The organism is Halomonas sp. Y3, from assembly GCF_024137965.1.
Taxonomy (GTDB): domain Bacteria; phylum Pseudomonadota; class Gammaproteobacteria; order Pseudomonadales; family Halomonadaceae; genus Halomonas; species Halomonas mongoliensis.
Window position 1 is genome coordinate 3,654,713 of record NZ_CP099975.1, and the last position, 12,673, is coordinate 3,667,385.

Consider the following 12,673-nt stretch of genomic DNA (forward strand, 5'->3'; position numbering starts at 1 on the left):
GGTCGAGGATCACTCCTCGGCGGCAGCTTCCTCGGCCTCGACGACCGGACGGTCGACGAGCTCGACGTAGGCCATGGGGGCGTTGTCGCCGGTGCGGAAACCGCACTTGAGAATACGAACGTAACCGCCCGGACGCTCGACGTAACGCGGACCCAGCTCGTTGAAGAGCTTGCCCACCGCTTCCTTCGAGCGGGTGCGGGCGAAAGCCAGACGACGATTGGCGACGCTGTCCTGCTTGGCCAGGGTGATGAGCGGCTCGATGACGCGACGCAGCTCCTTGGCCTTGGGCAGGGTTGTCTTGATGACCTCATGCTCGATCAGCGACACGCTCATGTTCTTGAACATGGCCTGGCGATGCGAGCTGGTCCGATTCAGATGACGACCACTCTTACGATGACGCATGGTTGTGATTCCTTACCAAACTGGGACTCGAGTCGGCGCTCACGCGGAGGCCTTGTCGTCCTTCAGGCTAGCCGGCGGCCAGTTCTCCAGCCGCATGCCCAGGGAAAGACCGCGCGCTGCCAGAACGTCCTTGATCTCGTTCAGGGACTTCTTGCCGAGGTTGGGGGTCTTCAGCAGCTCCACTTCGGTGCGCTGGATCAGATCCCCGATGTAGTAGATGTTCTCGGCCTTCAGGCAGTTGGCGCTGCGAACGGTCAACTCGAGATCGTCTACGGGGCGCAGCAGGATAGGATCGATATGATCCTCTTCCTCTTCCACTTCCTGTTCCTTGTCGGCTTCCAGGTCGACGAACGCACCCAGCTGCTCCTGCAGGATGGTGGCGCTGCGACGGATTGCCTCTTCCGGATCCAGGGTGCCATCGGTTTCCAGGTTGATGATCAGCTTGTCGAGGTCGGTGCGCTGTTCAACACGCGCGGCCTCGACGCTGTAGGAAACACGACGCACGGGGCTGAAGGTCGCATCCAGCTGCAGGCGGCCGATGGCACGAGATTCATCGTCGGCGCCGACGCGGGCATCTGCCGGCTCGTAGCCGCGACCGCGCGCCACCTTGAGCTGCATCTTCAGCTCGGCGCCCTCATTGACATGGGCGATGACGTGGTCGGGGTTGACGATCTCGACATCGTGGTCGAGGGCGATATCACCCGCGGTCACGACGGCCGGGCCCTGCTTGTTCAGCGAGAGCATCGCCTCGTCGCGGCTGTGCATCTTGATCGCCACGTCCTTGAGGTTCAGGAGGATCTCGATGACATCTTCCTGGACGCCTTCGATCGCGCTGTACTCGTGATCGACGCCGCTGATCTCGGCTTCCACCACGGCGCAGCCGGGCATGGACGAGAGCAGGATACGACGCAGTGCGTTGCCCAGGGTGTGGCCGAAGCCACGCTCGAAGGGCTCGAGCACGATCTTCGCGTGATGTGCGCTGATCTCTTCGACCTTGATGTCGCGCGGACGAAGAAACTCGGTCACTGAACGCTGCATATGTACACCTATCAGGCTGCCAAACGGATACTCGGTACTCGGAGCCGACCCCCGTCAGGGGGTCGGGCGCTAGCAGCGCTTACTTGGAGTACAGCTCGACGATCAGGGCCTCGTTGATGTCGGCAGTCAGGTCGCCACGCTCGGGCAGCGCCTTGAAAGTGCCTTCCATCTTCTTGGCATCGACCTCGATCCAGGTCACATCGCCGCGGTTGGCGGCGATGGACAGGGCGTTCTGGATGCGCGCCTGATTCTTCGCCTTCTCGCGAACGGAGACCACGTCACCCGGCTTGACCTGATAGGACGCCACGTTGACGGTCTTGCCGTTCACGGCGATGGCCTTGTGGCTGACCAGCTGACGAGCCTCGGAGCGGGTCGAGCCGTAGCCCATGCGGTAGACGACGTTGTCCAGTCGGGATTCGAGAAGCTGCAGCAGCACTTCGCCGGTCGCGCCCTTGAGACGGGCCGCTTCCTTGTAGTAGTTGCGGAACTGCTTCTCGAGTACGCCATACATACGACGTACTTTCTGCTTCTCGCGAAGCTGCAAGCCGTATTCGGAAAGACGCTGACGGCGCTGGCCGTGCACACCCGGAATCTGCTCGGATTTGCACTTCTTCTCGAAGGGAGTGACACCGCTCTTCAGAAAGAGGTCGGTCCCCTCACGACGAGACAGTTTGCACTTCGGTCCAATATAACGAGCCATGAATCTGTCTCCTTAAACGCGGCGTTTCTTCGGCGGACGGCAGCCATTGTGGGGAATGGGCGTCGCGTCGGTGATGCTCTGCACGCGGAAGCCGGCGGCGTTGAGTGCGCGCACGGCGGATTCACGGCCAGGACCGGGGCCCTTGACCAGCACGTCGACGTTTTTCACACCATACTCGGCTGCAGCGGTCGCTGCACGCTCGCTTGCTACTTGAGCAGCGAACGGGGTGCTCTTGCGAGAACCACGAAAACCCGAACCACCGGCAGTCGCCCAGGAAAGAGCGTTGCCCTGGCGGTCTGTGATCGTAATGATCGTGTTGTTAAAAGAGGCGTGGATATGCGCTACCGCATCCACCACCTGCTTTTTAACCTTTTTACGGTTGCTACGCGGGTTAGCCATGTTGATGTTTCTTCCTGTCTTTACGCCAGAACGTGCGTGTTATTTGCGGATCGGCTTGCGCGGGCCCTTACGGGTACGCGCATTGGTCTTCGTACGCTGACCACGCAGCGGAAGACTACGACGATGACGCAGACCACGGTAGCAACCCAGGTCCATGAGACGCTTGATATTCAGCGTGACATCACGGCGAAGGTCACCTTCTACGGTGTACTTGCCGACCTCGGAACGCAGGGTGTCAAGCTCTTCGCTAGACAGCTCCTGGATCTTGGTGGTCGGCGCGATGCCGGACGCGGCACAGATCTCCTGTGCGCGAGTGCGGCCAATCCCGAAGATATAGGTCAGCGAGATCGCCGCATGCTTGTTGTCCGGGATATTGACGCCTGCAATACGGGCCATCAGCTTACTCCGAAATTTGAGCGGCTTGCTCGTTGGGTCATCTACAAAAGGCGCAACAGCATACCCCTTTACCCCGGAAAGGGCAAGAGGCATGCCGGCGCCGGTCCATCACAGTGCCAGGGGATCAGCCCTGACGCTGCTTGTGCCGCGGCTCGCTGCAGATGACGCGGACAGCGCCATTGCGACGAATGATCTTGCAGTTGCGGCACATTTTCTTTACGGAAGCTCGAACTTTCATCGTTCCTCTCCAAGGTTGGCTCGCGCCGCGGACCGATGCCTCGACCCGCGGCGCGCCAATTCACGTGCGGCACGCCTCAGCGCATGATGCCGCCGCTGCCGTAGCCTTTCAGGTTGGACTTCTTCATCACCGACTCGTACTGGTGCGACATGAGGTGCGACTGCACCTGGGCCATGAAGTCCATGATGACCACCACGATGATCAGCAGGGCCGTGCCACCGAAGAAGAACGGCACGTTCCAGGCCACGATCAGGAACTGGGGCATCAGGGAAACCGCAGTGATGTACAAGGCGCCGAACAGGGTCAGACGGGTCATGACCTTGTCGACATAGCGAGCGGTCTGCTCGCCCGGACGAATCCCCGGCAGGAAGGCACCCGACTTCTTGAGGTTGTCGGCGACGTCCTTGGGATTGAAGACCAGCGCTGTGTAAAAGAAGCAGAAGAATACCACCGCCGCGGCGAAAAGCAAGATGTGCAGCGGCTGACCCGGGCCAAGGGCCTGGGAAGCGCGCTGCAGCCACTCGAGGCCGTCACCTGAACCGACCCACTGCCCCATGGAGGCGGGGAACAGCAGGATGCTCGAGGCGAAGATGGGCGGAATCACGCCCGCCATGTTCACCTTGAGCGGCAGGTAGCTGCTCTGGCCGGCATACATCTTGTTGCCCACCTGGCGACGCGGGTAGTTCACCGTGATGCGGCGCTGACCGCGCTCGATGAACACCACGAAGGCCACGGTGGCCACACCCAGGGCCGAAAGGGCCAGCAGCGGCAGCACGTTCCAGGCGCCCTCGTTGCGAGCCAGCTCGAAGGCCTGACCGACGGCGCCGGGCAGGCCGGCGACGATACCGGCGAAGATCAGCAGCGAGATACCGTTGCCGATCCCCTTCTCGGTGATCTGCTCGCCCAGCCACATCAGGAACACCGCACCGCACACGAAGGTGACGATGGCGGTGAAGTAGAAGCTGAAGTCGGCCGTATAGGCGATGCCCTGGCTGGCCAGGCCCACCGACATGCCGGTGCCCTGCACCAGGGCGAGCAGCACGGTGCCGTAGCGGGTGTACTGGCTGATCTTGCGACGGCCGGCCTCGCCCTCCTTCTTGAGCTGCTCAAGATGGGGCGAGACGGCAGTCAGCAGCTGCATGATGATCGACGCCGAGATGTAGGGCATGATGCCCAGCGCCATGATGCTCATGCGCTCCAGGGCGCCACCCGAGAACATGTTGAACATGCCCAGGATGGTGCCCTGCTGCTCCCTGAACAAGGCAGCAAGCTGGTCAGGATTCATACCGGGCACGGGGATGTGGGCACCGATTCGGTACACCACGATGGCGAGGAGCACGAAGCGCAGACGCGCCCACAGTTCACTCAGACCGCTGCCCATCGCCGGCATCTTTCCTGACTTGGCCATTTAGTCCTCTACCTTGCCGCCGGCGGCTTCGATCGCGGCACGGGCACCCTTGGTGACCTTGATGCCGCGGACGGTAACCGCCTTGTTCAGTTCGCCGGAGAGGATCACCTTCGCGTGCAGCGTGGCGTCCTTCAGCACGTTGGCCTGCTTCAGGGTCTCGAGGGTGACTTCGTCACCGGCAACCTTGGCCAGTTCGGCCAGGCGCACTTCCTCGGAGACCAGCGACTTCATGGAGGTGAAGCCGAACTTCGGCAGACGACGCTGCAGCGGCATCTGACCGCCCTCGAAGCCGGGCTTGACGCTGCCGCCGCTGCGTGACTTCTGGCCCTTGTGACCACGGCCGCCGGTCTTGCCCAGACCGGAGCCGATGCCACGACCGACACGCTTCTCGGCGTGCTTGGAGCCCGGTGCCGGGCTCAGGCTATTGAGTTTCATGGATTACTCTCCCTCAACGCGCACAAGGTAGTTCACCTTGTGGACCATGCCGCGCACGGCAGGGGTGTCTTCCAGTTCAACCGTATGACCGATGCGGCGCAGCCCGAGGCCCTTCATGGTGGCCTTGTGCTTGGGCAGGATGCCGATGGTGCTGCGGGTCTGGGTAACCTTGATCGTTGCTGCCATGGTGCTCACCCCGTGATTGCTTCGACGGACAGACCGCGCTTGGCGGCGATGTCTTCCGGCGCTTGCATGGAGGTCAGGCCCTTGACGGTAGCCCGCACCACGTTCACCGGGTTGGTGGAACCGTAGCACTTGGCCAGAACGTCATGGACGCCCGCCAGTTCCAGCACGGAGCGCATGGCGCCGCCGGCGATGATACCGGTACCTTCGGAGGCCGGCTGCATGTACACCTTGGAGGCGCCGTGACGGGCCTTGACCGGGTACTGCAGGGTGCCACCCGCGAGGTTGACCTTGACCATGTTGCGGCGAGCCTGGTCCATGGCCTTCTGGATCGCGACCGGCACTTCACGCGCCTTGCCACGACCGAAGCCGACCCGGCCCTTGCCGTCGCCTACGACGGTCAGGGCGGTGAAACCGAAGATACGGCCACCCTTGACCACCTTGGCGACACGGTTGACCTGGACCAGTTTCTCCTGGAGGTCGCCGCTTTGCTGTTCGTTCTTCGCCATCGTAAAACCCTTTAGAATTCCAGGCCGCCTTCACGAGCGGCGTCGGCCAGGGCCTTGACGCGGCCGTGGTACTTGAAACCGGCACGATCGAAGGCTACCTGGGTGATGCCTGCTTCTTTAGCGCGTTCGGCAATCAGCGCGCCCACCTTGGCGGCGGCGTCGGCGTTGCCGGTAGCACCCTCACGCAGGGCCTTGTCCAGCGTGGAAGCGCTGGCGAGGACCTTGCCACCATCCGGCGAGATGATCTGCGCGTAGATGTGACGGGGGGTACGGTTGACGCACAGGCGATACACGCCCAGCTCGCGGATCTTGGCGCGAGCGCGGCGGGCACGACGGAGACGAGATTCTTTCTTCGCGTTCATAACCCTGCCTTACTTCTTCTTGGCTTCTTTGCGACGCACCTGCTCGTCGGCGTACCGGACACCCTTGCCCTTGTAGGGCTCGGGCGGACGGAAGGCGCGGATTTCCGCGGCAGCATGGCCGAGCTTCTGCTTGTCCGCGCTCTTCAGCACGATCTGGGTGTTCTTGGGCGTTTCCGCCGTGACACCCTCAGGCAGCGTGTAATCGACCGGGTGCGAGAAGCCCAGTGACAGATTGAGCGTCTGGCCCTTGGCCTGGGCACGATAACCGACGCCGATGATTTCGAGGGTCTTGGTGAAGCCTTCGTTCACGCCGGTGACCAGGTTCTGAACCAGGGCACGGGTGGTACCGACCATGGCCCAGCTCTTGGCGGACTCACTCGGAGTGAAGGTCAGCTGACCCTCTTCCTGACCGATCACCACGTCGGGGTGAATGGTCAGTGACAGAGTGCCCTGGCCGCCCTTGGCGGTCAGCTGGTCACCGTCGAACTTGATCTCGACGCCAGCGGGCACTTTTACCGGATATTTGGCTACGCGGGACATTCCAAACTCCTAGAATACGGTGCAGATGACTTCGCCACCGACACCGGCCTTGCGAGCCGCGCGATCGGTCATCACACCCTGAGAGGTAGTGACAATCGCGATTCCCAGACCATCGGCGACCTTCGGCAGCGCGTCCTTGCCCTTGTACTGACGCAGGGACGGCTTGGACACGCGCTGCAGGTGCTCGATGACCGGCTTGCCCTCGAAGTACTTGAGGGTAACGGTCAGCTCGGGCTTGGCGCTATCGGCCACCGCGAAGTCGGTGATGTAACCCTCTTCCTTCAGCACGCGGGCCACCTCGACCTTCAGCTTGGAGGACGGCATGGTGACCGTCTCCTTGGTGGCCATCTGCGCATTGCGGATACGGGTAAACATATCCGCCAGAGTGTCTTGCATGCTCATTTACGTTGCGCTCCTGATATCTCTACGTGGCGTTACCAGCTGGACTTCTTGAGCCCGGGCACGTCGCCACGCATGGCGGCTTCACGCAGCTTGTTGCGGCCGAGACCGAACTTGTTGTAGAAGCCGTGCGGACGGCCAGTGACGCGACAGCGGTTACGCTGACGCACCGGGCTGGAGTCGCGCGGCAGCTGCTGCAGCTTCAGCGTTGCCTCGAAGCGCTCTTCGTCGGAAGCGTTCACGTCCTGGATGATCGCCTTGAGCTCGGCACGCTTGGCGGCGTACTTCGCTACCAGCTTGGTGCGCTTGAGCTCACGCTCTATCATGCTCTTCTTTGCCATGGTCCCACCCTTATTTCTTGAACGGGAAGTTCAGCGCGCTCAGCAGCGCACGACCTTCGTCATCGGTGTTGGCGGTGGTGGTGATGGTGACATCCAGACCACGGATCCGATCGATCTTATCATACTCGATCTCCGGGAAGATGATCTGCTCACGCACCCCCATGGAGTAGTTGCCACGACCGTCGAAGGACTTCGGGTTGAGACCACGGAAGTCACGAACGCGGGGGATCGCGATATTCACCAGGCGATCGAGGAAGTCCCACATGCGCTCGGAGCGCAGGGTCACCTTGATCCCGATCGGCCAGCCTTCACGCACCTTGAAGCCCGCGATGGACTTGCGTGCCTTGGTCACCATCGGCTTCTGACCGGAGAGCTTCTCCATGTCACCGATGGCATTCTCGATCAGCTTCTTGTCGCTGGTCGCTTCGCCGATACCCATGTTCAGGGTCACCTTGGTGATCCGGGGTACCTGCATAACGTTGGCGTAGCTGAACTGCTCTTTGAGTTGAGCCACCACCTCGTTCTGATAACGTTCTTTCAAGTTCGCCATTTTGCTACCCGACTCGCGTTAGGCGTCGATCTGCGTCTGCGTCGACTTGTAGATACGTACCTTGGTACCGTCTTCCTTAACCTGGAAGCCGACGCGATCCGCCTTACCGGTCTCCTGATTGAAGATGGCTACGTTGGACGCGTGAATCGGAGCCTCGCGCTCGACGATACCGCCCTGATTGCCCGCCATGGGGTTGGGCTTGGTGTGACGCTTGATCATGTTCACACCGGACACGACAAAGCGGTCGTCCTTCAGGACGCGCTTGATAGTGCCTCGCTTGCCCTTGTCCTTGCCGGCGATGACGATCACTTCATCGTCACGTTTGATCTTTTGCATATCCGCCTCGCTCCTTACAGCACTTCAGGCGCCAAGGAAATGATCTTCATGAACTTCTCGTTCCGAAGCTCACGGGTCACCGGCCCGAAGATACGGGTACCGATCGGCTGTTCGTTGGTGTTGTTCAACAGAACCGCCGCATTTCCGTCGAAGCGGATCAGCGAACCGTCGGGACGACGGACGCCACTACGGGTGCGAACCACCACCGCCTTGAGGACCTGGCCCTTCTTGACCTTGCCACGCGGAATGGCTTCCTTCACCGTGACCTTGATGATGTCGCCAACGTGGGCGTAGCGACGGTGTGAACCGCCCAGCACCTTGATGCATTGCACCCGGCGCGCCCCGCTGTTGTCGGCGACATCCAGCATTGTCTGAGTCTGAATCATCGGTTTTCTCCAAACCTAATCTGACTGCACTGGTTTGACAGGCGTGAGCCGATCAGCCCTTGGCCTGCTCGACCACCTCGACCAGCGTCCAGGACTTGTTCCTGGACAGCGGACGGCACTCCTGGATGGAGACCGTGTCACCGGCCTTCGCCTGGTTCGCCTCGTCATGGGCGTGCAGCTTGGTGGAGCGCTTGACGTATTTTCCGTAGATCGGGTGACGCTCACGGCGCTCGATCATCACGACGATGGACTTGTCCATCTTGTCGCTCACCACCTTGCCGGTGAGCGTACGGGTTTTCTTCTCTGCGGCCATCTCAGTCACCTGCCTTCTCGTTGAGCACAGTCTTCACCCGGGCGATGTCCCGACGAACCTGCTTGAGCAGATGAGTCTGGCTGAGCTGGCCGGTGGCCTTCTGCATGCGCAGGTTGAACTGCTCGCGGAGGAGTTCGAGGAGCTGACTGTTCAGCTCGTCGACTGACTTTTCACGAATTTCCTGGGCTTTCATCACATCACCGTCCGTTTCGCAAAGGTGGTGGATACGGGCATCTTCTGGGCGGCGAGAGAGAAGGCCTCACGAGCCAGCTCTTCGGACACGCCCTCGATCTCGTACAGGACCCGGCCCGGCTGGATCTGTGCGACCCAGTACTCGACGGAGCCCTTGCCCTTACCCATACGGACTTCGAGAGGCTTCTTGGAAATCGGCTTGTCCGGGAATACGCGGATCCAGATCTTGCCGCCACGCTTGACGTGACGGGTGATCGCACGACGGCCGGCTTCGATCTGGCGCGCAGTAATGCGGCCGCGACCGGTTGCCTTCAGGCCGTATTCCCCGAAGCTGATCTTGCTCCCGCGATGCGCCAGGCCACGGTTACGGCCTTTCTGCATCTTGCGGAATTTCATACGCTTGGGTTGTAACATCGACTCGCTCTCCCCTTACCTGGAACCTTTCTTCTTGGAGGGCGCGGCCTGAGGCTGCTTCGCCTTGGCGCGGACCTCTTCGATGCCCCCGAGGATCTCACCCTTGAAGACCCACACCTTGACACCGATGATGCCGTAGGTGGTCTTGGCCTCGTAGGTGGCGTAGTCGATGTCCGCACGCAGGGTGTGCAGCGGAACACGACCTTCCCGGTACCACTCGGTGCGAGCGATCTCGGCGCCACCCAGGCGACCGGAGAGCTGCACCTTGATGCCGCCGGCACCCAGACGCATGGCGTTCTGTACCGCACGCTTCATGGCGCGACGGAACATGACGCGGCGCTCGAGCTGGCCAGCGATGTTCTGAGCAACGAGCATGGCATCCAGCTCGGGCTTGCGAACTTCCTCGATGTTGACGTGCACGGGCACGCCCATCATCGCGGTGACCTCACGACGCAGGCGATCGACATCCTCGCCCTTCTTGCCAATCACGATGCCCGGACGGGCGGTGTGAATGGTGATGCGTGCGTTGTTGGCCGGACGCTCGATGGTGATGCGGCTCACGGAGGCGTTCTTGAGACGCTCTTCCAGGAAGCGGCGCACTTCGAGGTCGTTGTTCAGCTTGTCGGCATAGGCGCCGCGCTCGGCATACCAGACCGAGGTATGGTCCTTGACGATACCCAGGCGGATGCCTGTCGGATTGACTTTCTGACCCATCTGGTCGACTCCTACTTCTCGGCTACCTTGACGGTGATGTGGCAGGTGCGCTTCAAGATACGATCCGCGCGGCCCTTGGCACGCGGCTTGATACGCTTGAGCGTCATGCCCTCATCGACGCAGATGGTCGAGACACGCAGCTCGTCGATATCCATGCCGTTGTTTTCTTCCGCATTCGCGATGGCGGACTGCAGCACCTTCTTGACCAGCTTGGCAGCCTTCTTCGGTGAGAAGGTCAGCAGGTCGAGCGCCTCGGCGACCGGCTTACCGCGCACCTGGTCAGCCACCAAACGGGCCTTCTGGGCGGATAAACGAGCGCCACGCAGCTTAGCTGTGACTTCCATCTCTCAATCCTCTCTGGCTTACCGTTTGGCTTTCTTGTCCGCCGCATGACCGCGATAGGTGCGGGTAGCAGCGAATTCGCCCAGCTTGTGGCCAACCATTTCCTCGGAGACATGCACCGGGACGTGCTGGCGACCGTTATGGACTGCAATGGTGAGCCCGACCATGTTGGGCAGGATCATGGAGCGACGCGACCAGGTCTTGATCGGTTTGCGGTCGCTCTTCTCCACTGCAGCCTCAACCTTCTTCAGCAGATGAAGGTCAATAAAGGGACCTTTCTTCAGTGAACGTGGCACAGCCGTTACCTCTTAATGTCTGTTACTTGGCCTTGCGGCGACGAACGATCAGCTTGTCGGTGCGCTTGTTCTTACGGGTCTTGTGGCCCTTGGTGGGGATACCCCACGGGGAGACCGGGTGACGACCACCGCTGGTGCGGCCTTCACCGCCACCGTGCGGGTGATCCACCGGGTTCATGGCCACGCCGCGAACGGTCGGACGCACACCTCTCCAGCGCTTTGCACCGGCCTTGCCAAGCTGACGCAGGCTGTGCTCGGAGTTGCTCACTTCACCCAGGGTCGCGCGGCACTCGCTCAGCACCTTGCGCATCTCGCCGGAGCGCAGACGCAGGGTGGCGTAGTTGCCTTCGCGGGCGACCAGCTGGGCGCTGGTGCCGGCGCTGCGAGCGATCTGGGCGCCCTTGCCGGGCTTGAGCTCGATGCAGTGCACGGTGGAACCCAGCGGGATGTTACGCAGCGGCAGGGCGTTGCCCTTCTTGATGGCTGCGTTCACGCCGGACTCGAGCTTGTCGCCTGCGCTCACGCCCTTGGGCGCGATGATGTAGCGACGCTCGCCGTCCAGGTACTTGAGCAGCGCGATATGGGCGCTACGGTTCGGATCGTACTCGAGGCGCTCAACGACGGCGGGGACGCCATCCTTGGTGCGCTTGAAGTCAATGATCCGGTAGTGCTGACGGTGACCACCGCCCACGTGGCGGGTGGTGATGCGACCGTTGTTGTTACGACCACCGCTGCGGGACTGCTTCTCGAGCAGCGGCGCATACGGCTTGCCCTTGTGCAGGTCGTTGCCAACGATCTTGACGACGTGGCGACGGCCGGCGGATGTGGGTTTGGTCTTGACGATTGCCATTGTCCGTACTCCTGCCCTTATTCGGCGCCAGAGAAGTCTTCAAGGGTCTCACCGGCGGCCAGCGTAACGTAGGCCTTGCGGTAACCCTTGCGATGACCCAGACCGTGCGCGGTGCGCTTGGTCTTGCCCTTGACGTTCAGCGTCTGAACGCGGTCGACCTTCTTGCCGAACAGAGCCTCGACGGCCTTCTTGATCTCGGGCTTGGTCGCGTCGCTGGCCACCTTGAACACGTACTGGTTGCGTTCGGCAGCCATGGCGGCCTTCTCGGTCACGTGCGGACCCAGCAGGACCTTGAATACACGCTCCTGGTTCATGCCAGCTTCTCCTCGAATTTGCGCAGGGCGGAGACGGTGACCAGCACCTTGTCGAAGGCGACCAGGCTCACCGGGTCAGCGGCGGCCACGTCCACCACATCCACGTTGGGGATGTTGCGGGCGGCCAGGTAGAGCTTCTCGTCGACCTCTTCGGTGACGATCAGCACCTTCTCCAGGCCCAGCTCTTCGAGCTTGGCGACCAGCTGCTTGGTCTTGGGTGCCTCGACGGTGATCTCCTCGACGGCCACCAGACGCTCCTGGCGAACCAGCTCGGAGAGGATCGAGCGCATCGCCGCACGGTACATCTTGCGGTTGACCTTCTGGCTGTGGTCCTGGGGACGCGCCGCAAAGGTCACGCCGCCGCTGCGCCACAGCGGAGAGCGGATGGTACCGGCACGAGCGCGGCCGGTGCCCTTCTGGCGCCACGGCTTCTTGCCGCCGCCACGCACGTCGGAACGGTTCTTCTGGGCGCGGGTGCCCTGGCGACCACCGGCCAGATAGGCGGTGACGACCTGATGCACGAGCGCTTCGTTGAATTCTTTGCCAAAGGTGACGTCGGACACTTCGACGGTGCCGGCGCCGGCAGCAAGATTCAGATTCATCGGTGTATTCCCCT

The 12,673-nt window shown here is 61.8% G+C and carries 26 protein-coding genes; all 26 read right to left on the reverse strand.

Features of this window, described 5'->3' with window-relative positions:
- Window positions 1–9: 9 nt before the first annotated feature.
- Window positions 10–402 (reverse strand): 50S ribosomal protein L17, encoded by a 393-nt coding sequence (gene rplQ / locus NHL60_RS17300; protein WP_110070687.1) that lies wholly within the window; start codon window positions 400–402, stop codon window positions 10–12.
- 39 nt (window positions 403–441) lie between these two features.
- Window positions 442–1,440 (reverse strand): DNA-directed RNA polymerase subunit alpha, encoded by a 999-nt coding sequence (rpoA, locus tag NHL60_RS17305; RefSeq protein ID WP_253446327.1) that lies wholly within the window; start codon window positions 1,438–1,440, stop codon window positions 442–444.
- Between the two features lie 79 nt (window positions 1,441–1,519).
- Entirely contained in the window at window positions 1,520–2,140 is a 621-nt protein-coding gene (gene rpsD, locus NHL60_RS17310) for a 30S ribosomal protein S4 (protein WP_253446330.1), read from the reverse strand.
- A gap of 12 nt (window positions 2,141–2,152) precedes the next feature.
- Window positions 2,153–2,539 carry a 30S ribosomal protein S11 gene (gene rpsK, locus NHL60_RS17315; RefSeq protein ID WP_013331014.1) on the reverse strand — a complete coding sequence of 129 codons (387 nt, stop codon included), beginning with the start codon at window positions 2,537–2,539 and terminating at the stop codon, window positions 2,153–2,155.
- A 39-nt stretch (window positions 2,540–2,578) separates the two neighbouring features.
- Window positions 2,579–2,935: a 30S ribosomal protein S13 gene (rpsM, locus tag NHL60_RS17320; RefSeq protein ID WP_253446333.1), complete on the reverse strand. Its 357-nt coding sequence runs from the start codon at window positions 2,933–2,935 to the stop codon at window positions 2,579–2,581.
- 124 nt (window positions 2,936–3,059) lie between these two features.
- Entirely contained in the window at window positions 3,060–3,173 is a 114-nt protein-coding gene (rpmJ, locus tag NHL60_RS17325) for a 50S ribosomal protein L36 (RefSeq protein WP_008959154.1), read from the reverse strand.
- 76 nt (window positions 3,174–3,249) lie between these two features.
- Window positions 3,250–4,581, reverse strand: coding sequence for a preprotein translocase subunit SecY (secY, locus tag NHL60_RS17330; RefSeq protein ID WP_253446336.1), 1,332 nt, complete (start codon window positions 4,579–4,581; stop codon window positions 3,250–3,252).
- Entirely contained in the window at window positions 4,582–5,016 is a 435-nt protein-coding gene (rplO, locus tag NHL60_RS17335; protein ID WP_253446339.1) for a 50S ribosomal protein L15, read from the reverse strand.
- 3 nt (window positions 5,017–5,019) lie between these two features.
- On the reverse strand, window positions 5,020–5,202 hold the full coding sequence (gene rpmD / locus NHL60_RS17340; RefSeq protein ID WP_253446342.1) for a 50S ribosomal protein L30: 183 nt from the start codon (window positions 5,200–5,202) through the stop codon (window positions 5,020–5,022).
- Between the two features lie 5 nt (window positions 5,203–5,207).
- Window positions 5,208–5,708 carry a 30S ribosomal protein S5 gene (gene rpsE, locus NHL60_RS17345; RefSeq protein ID WP_253446345.1) on the reverse strand — a complete coding sequence of 167 codons (501 nt, stop codon included), beginning with the start codon at window positions 5,706–5,708 and terminating at the stop codon, window positions 5,208–5,210.
- Window positions 5,709–5,719: 11 nt separating this feature from the next.
- The gene (gene rplR, locus NHL60_RS17350) at window positions 5,720–6,070 is read right to left on the reverse strand and encodes a 50S ribosomal protein L18 (RefSeq protein ID WP_023007536.1); all 351 of its coding nucleotides are present in this window, start codon (window positions 6,068–6,070) and stop codon (window positions 5,720–5,722) included.
- 9 nt (window positions 6,071–6,079) lie between these two features.
- Complete coding sequence (gene rplF / locus NHL60_RS17355; protein WP_253446348.1) at window positions 6,080–6,610, reverse strand: 50S ribosomal protein L6; 531 nt, start codon at window positions 6,608–6,610, stop codon at window positions 6,080–6,082.
- A 9-nt stretch (window positions 6,611–6,619) separates the two neighbouring features.
- Window positions 6,620–7,012, reverse strand: coding sequence for a 30S ribosomal protein S8 (rpsH, locus tag NHL60_RS17360; protein WP_253446352.1), 393 nt, complete (start codon window positions 7,010–7,012; stop codon window positions 6,620–6,622).
- 32 nt (window positions 7,013–7,044) lie between these two features.
- Window positions 7,045–7,350, reverse strand: a complete 306-nt coding sequence (gene rpsN, locus NHL60_RS17365; RefSeq protein ID WP_253446356.1) for a 30S ribosomal protein S14 — start codon at window positions 7,348–7,350, stop codon at window positions 7,045–7,047.
- Between the two features lie 10 nt (window positions 7,351–7,360).
- A complete protein-coding gene (gene rplE / locus NHL60_RS17370) occupies window positions 7,361–7,900 on the reverse strand; it encodes a 50S ribosomal protein L5 (protein ID WP_253446359.1) in 540 nt (179 codons plus the stop codon).
- An 18-nt stretch (window positions 7,901–7,918) separates the two neighbouring features.
- A complete protein-coding gene (rplX, locus tag NHL60_RS17375; RefSeq protein ID WP_016419091.1) occupies window positions 7,919–8,236 on the reverse strand; it encodes a 50S ribosomal protein L24 in 318 nt (105 codons plus the stop codon).
- A gap of 14 nt (window positions 8,237–8,250) precedes the next feature.
- Window positions 8,251–8,622 carry a 50S ribosomal protein L14 gene (rplN, locus tag NHL60_RS17380; RefSeq protein WP_183332926.1) on the reverse strand — a complete coding sequence of 124 codons (372 nt, stop codon included), beginning with the start codon at window positions 8,620–8,622 and terminating at the stop codon, window positions 8,251–8,253.
- A gap of 52 nt (window positions 8,623–8,674) precedes the next feature.
- Window positions 8,675–8,935 carry a 30S ribosomal protein S17 gene (rpsQ, locus tag NHL60_RS17385; protein ID WP_253452282.1) on the reverse strand — a complete coding sequence of 87 codons (261 nt, stop codon included), beginning with the start codon at window positions 8,933–8,935 and terminating at the stop codon, window positions 8,675–8,677.
- A gap of 1 nt (window position 8,936) precedes the next feature.
- Window positions 8,937–9,128, reverse strand: a complete 192-nt coding sequence (gene rpmC / locus NHL60_RS17390) for a 50S ribosomal protein L29 (RefSeq protein ID WP_253446362.1) — start codon at window positions 9,126–9,128, stop codon at window positions 8,937–8,939.
- Window positions 9,128–9,541 carry a 50S ribosomal protein L16 gene (gene rplP, locus NHL60_RS17395; RefSeq protein WP_253446365.1) on the reverse strand — a complete coding sequence of 138 codons (414 nt, stop codon included), beginning with the start codon at window positions 9,539–9,541 and terminating at the stop codon, window positions 9,128–9,130. Before rplP ends, rpmC begins: the two co-directional genes overlap by 1 nt.
- Window positions 9,542–9,556: 15 nt before the next feature.
- Complete coding sequence (rpsC, locus tag NHL60_RS17400) at window positions 9,557–10,255, reverse strand: 30S ribosomal protein S3 (RefSeq protein WP_253446368.1); 699 nt, start codon at window positions 10,253–10,255, stop codon at window positions 9,557–9,559.
- An 11-nt stretch (window positions 10,256–10,266) separates the two neighbouring features.
- The gene (gene rplV / locus NHL60_RS17405; protein ID WP_010626471.1) at window positions 10,267–10,599 is read right to left on the reverse strand and encodes a 50S ribosomal protein L22; all 333 of its coding nucleotides are present in this window, start codon (window positions 10,597–10,599) and stop codon (window positions 10,267–10,269) included.
- A gap of 18 nt (window positions 10,600–10,617) precedes the next feature.
- Window positions 10,618–10,893, reverse strand: coding sequence for a 30S ribosomal protein S19 (gene rpsS / locus NHL60_RS17410; RefSeq protein ID WP_008959165.1), 276 nt, complete (start codon window positions 10,891–10,893; stop codon window positions 10,618–10,620).
- 22 nt (window positions 10,894–10,915) lie between these two features.
- Complete coding sequence (rplB, locus tag NHL60_RS17415) at window positions 10,916–11,743, reverse strand: 50S ribosomal protein L2 (protein WP_253446371.1); 828 nt, start codon at window positions 11,741–11,743, stop codon at window positions 10,916–10,918.
- A gap of 17 nt (window positions 11,744–11,760) precedes the next feature.
- A complete protein-coding gene (gene rplW, locus NHL60_RS17420; RefSeq protein ID WP_110070670.1) occupies window positions 11,761–12,057 on the reverse strand; it encodes a 50S ribosomal protein L23 in 297 nt (98 codons plus the stop codon).
- On the reverse strand, window positions 12,054–12,659 hold the full coding sequence (gene rplD, locus NHL60_RS17425) for a 50S ribosomal protein L4 (protein ID WP_253446374.1): 606 nt from the start codon (window positions 12,657–12,659) through the stop codon (window positions 12,054–12,056). Before rplD ends, rplW begins: the two co-directional genes overlap by 4 nt.
- Window positions 12,660–12,673: the final 14 nt, after the last annotated feature.